Raw genomic sequence first — 3245 nt, 5'->3', positions numbered from 1 at the left:
AAAGTAGATTACATCTATTTACTAAAAGAAGCATTCGATAAGGCTGAAGCAAGAGATAAAGAACGTATTACCTATTTAGAAAAAGATAATAATCCTGCTAATTACGAACAAATCTATGAGTTATATCAAACTTTAAGAGCTAGACAAGAGCGTATAAAACCAGTACTACCATTATACATAGGGAACAAAAAAGTAGCCTTTAGCTTTAAAAATTATAATTCGCAAATAATTGCTGCAAAAGATAAAACATCAAACTATTTATATAACAATGCAAAACAACTATTAAATAGTAATGACAAGTACGATTACAGAAAGGCCTTTGATGACTTTAAATACTTAGACCGTATTAACCCCAATTACAAAAACGTTAGGCAACTTATAAAACAAGCACACGAAAAAGGAACAGATTATGTTATTGTTAATATGGTTAACGATACACAACAAGTTATTCCTAGAAGATTGGAAGAAGACTTACTTAACTTTAGCACTTATGGTTTAAATGATTTATGGACCGTTTACCATAACAACCCCGACACACAAAGACGATACGATTTTGGTATGGAAGTTATACTACGTAACATTGCTATTTCTCCAGAACAAATTAAAGAACGAGAAATAATAAGAGAAAAACAAGTAGTCGATGGCTGGAAATATGCATTAGATGGTGATGGAAACGTGCTTAAAGATAGCTTAGGAAACAAAATTAAAGTAGATAAATTTAAAACAGTACGTTGTGAGTATTATGAAACTAGACAATTTAAAACCTCTAGTATCGTTGGTACTGTAACCTATAAAGATTACAATACAAAACAACTTATAGAAGCCTTCCCACTACAAAGCGAATACCTATTTGAACATTTCTATGCCACCTCTAGAGGAGATCGTCGCGCATTAGACCAAAACTTATTAAGTTATTTAGATAATAGAAGAGTACAATTCCCAAGTAACGAGCAAATGATTTTCGATACAGGAGAAGACCTCAAACTACAGCTTAAAGAAATTATAACAGGCAATAGTTTTAGGCGATAAAAACAAAAACTCCCGAATAGCTTCGGGAGTTTTTTTTATACTTATTAGTTTTTGCATCTTATCTAAACAAAACGATTTAAATCTAAACTATTAATAGCACCGTGCGACGCATTAGCTACCGCTACCCCATTTTTAATAACTATAATTTGAGGCGATTGGTGCATCACTTGAAATTCGTATCCAGCTTCGTTAGAAACATCTCTATAACTTAATAAATCTAAATAATACAAGTCTAAATCCTTTTCTGTAAACTCGTAATTCTCTACAAATTGACTCATAACCATGCGGCTAATGCCACAACGTGTAGAGTGTTTAAATATAACTTGTGTTTTTGTTTTCGATTTATCTTTAATAAATTTAAGCTGTTGTAATTGACTTAAAGGTATCCAAGGCAATACTTTTTCCTCCTTAGGTTCGTTAGAACCCCCAAATAGTTTATTTATTAATCCCATGTTTTGTCATTTATATTTAATTAAGTCGGTAGTAAACTAAAAGCTTACAAACTGACTAAAAGTCATGTATTTTTAAGCATCAACGGTCATTTTGTCCTATAAACTACAATGGTAAAGTTATTGTTTTAATAGCTTCGTAAACAAGAAAAAAAATCATGTTATGAATTTTAACAACTATACAATAAAATCACAAGAAGCTATACAGCAAGCACAACAACTTGCCCAAAGTTTCAACCATCAACAAATAGAAAACGAACACATATTTAAAGCTATTTTTGAAATAGACGAAAATGTATTGCCTTTTCTATTAAAAAAACTAAATGTAAATATAACCATACTTCAGCAAATTTTAGATAAGCAAATAGAAAGTTTCTCTAAAGTTTCGGGCGGTAATTTAATGCTATCTCAAGAAGCAAGTAAAGCCCTAAACGAGGCCTCTATAATTGCTAAAAAAATGAGCGACGATTATGTCTCTATAGAGCATTTAATTTTAGCAATATTTAAATCTAAAAGTAAAATAGCACAAGTATTAAAAGATCAAGGTGTTACAGAAAAAGCGCTAAATGCTGCTATTGAAGAGTTAAGAAAAGGAGATCGTGTAACTTCGCAAAACCAAGAAGAAACCTATAACGCTTTAAATAAGTACGCTAAAAACTTAAATCAGTTAGCCAAAGATGGAAAACTAGATCCCGTTATTGGACGAGATGAAGAAATACGACGTATTCTTCAAATACTATCTAGACGTACAAAAAACAACCCTATACTAGTAGGAGAACCAGGAACAGGTAAAACTGCCATTGCAGAAGGATTAGCCCATAGAATTATAGATGGCGATATTCCTGAGAACTTAAAAGACAAACAAATCTTTGCTCTAGATATGGGAGCGCTTATTGCAGGTGCAAAATTTAAAGGCGAATTTGAAGAACGTTTAAAAGCCGTTATAAAAGAAGTAACAACAAGCGAAGGAGATATCGTGTTATTTATAGACGAAATCCACACCTTAGTAGGCGCTGGAGGCGGACAAGGCGCAATGGATGCTGCAAACATTTTAAAACCAGCATTAGCGCGTGGCGAATTAAGAGCAATAGGCGCGACAACATTAGACGAGTATCAAAAATATTTTGAAAAAGACAAAGCCTTAGAACGTCGTTTCCAAAAAGTAATGGTAGACGAACCAGATACAGAAAGCGCAATATCTATATTAAGAGGGATAAAGGAAAAGTACGAAACGCACCATAAAGTACGCATAAAAGACAATGCAATTATTGGAGCTGTAGAACTCTCAACACGCTATATAACCAATCGCTTTTTACCAGACAAGGCCATCGATTTAATGGATGAAGCTGCGTCTAAATTACGTATGGAAATTAACTCTAAACCAGAAGAGTTAGACGTGCTCGATAGAAAAGTAATGCAGTTAGAAATTGAAATTGAAGCTATTAAGCGTGAAAAAGATGAAACCAAACTAAAAGCATTACGCTCTGAACTGGCTAATTTAAAAGAAGAACGCAACGCAATTAATGCAAAGTGGAAAAGTCAAAAAGAAGTTGTAGATAATATTCAGAACACAAAACAGGATATTGAAAACTATAAACTAGAAGCAGAACGCGCAGAGCGTGAAGGCGATTATGGTAAAGTAGCCGAATTACGTTACGGAAAAATAAAAGAAGCACAAGAAAAACTAGAAGAATACCAGAAGCAACTAGAAGCACAAGCCGAGACCTCTTTAATAAAAGAAGAAGTTACTTATGATGATATTGCAGA

The 3245-nt window shown here is 33.1% G+C and carries 3 protein-coding genes; 2 read left to right on the top strand and 1 reads right to left on the bottom strand.

Going from position 1 to position 3245, the window contains the following annotated elements; genetic code table 11:
- Positions 1 to 1029 (top strand): hypothetical protein (locus ACVC2P_RS11380; RefSeq protein WP_452598592.1); only part of this gene is annotated, 1029 nt, incomplete at its 5' end.
- A gap of 62 nt (positions 1030 to 1091) precedes the next feature.
- On the opposite strand, the gene ytxJ is transcribed toward ACVC2P_RS11380, so the two are convergent.
- Positions 1092 to 1481: a bacillithiol system redox-active protein YtxJ gene (gene ytxJ / locus ACVC2P_RS11375; protein ID WP_452598591.1), complete on the bottom strand. Its 390-nt coding sequence runs from the start codon at positions 1479 to 1481 to the stop codon at positions 1092 to 1094.
- Positions 1482 to 1641: 160 nt separating this feature from the next.
- Between ytxJ and ACVC2P_RS11370 the strand changes: the two genes are divergently transcribed.
- On the top strand, positions 1642 to 3245 hold a 1604-nt coding region (locus ACVC2P_RS11370; protein ID WP_452598590.1), incomplete at its 3' end, for a Clp protease N-terminal domain-containing protein.

This window comes from Pontimicrobium sp. MEBiC01747 (genome assembly GCF_053601635.1).
This window is presented reverse-complemented; position numbering and strand designations above follow the sequence as displayed.

Bases quoted from the DNA above. Each gene is read 5' to 3' on its own strand.
- ytxJ (WP_452598591.1), bottom strand. From the start codon at position 1,481: ATGGGATTAATAAATAAACTATTTGGGGGTTCTAACGAACCTAAGGAG.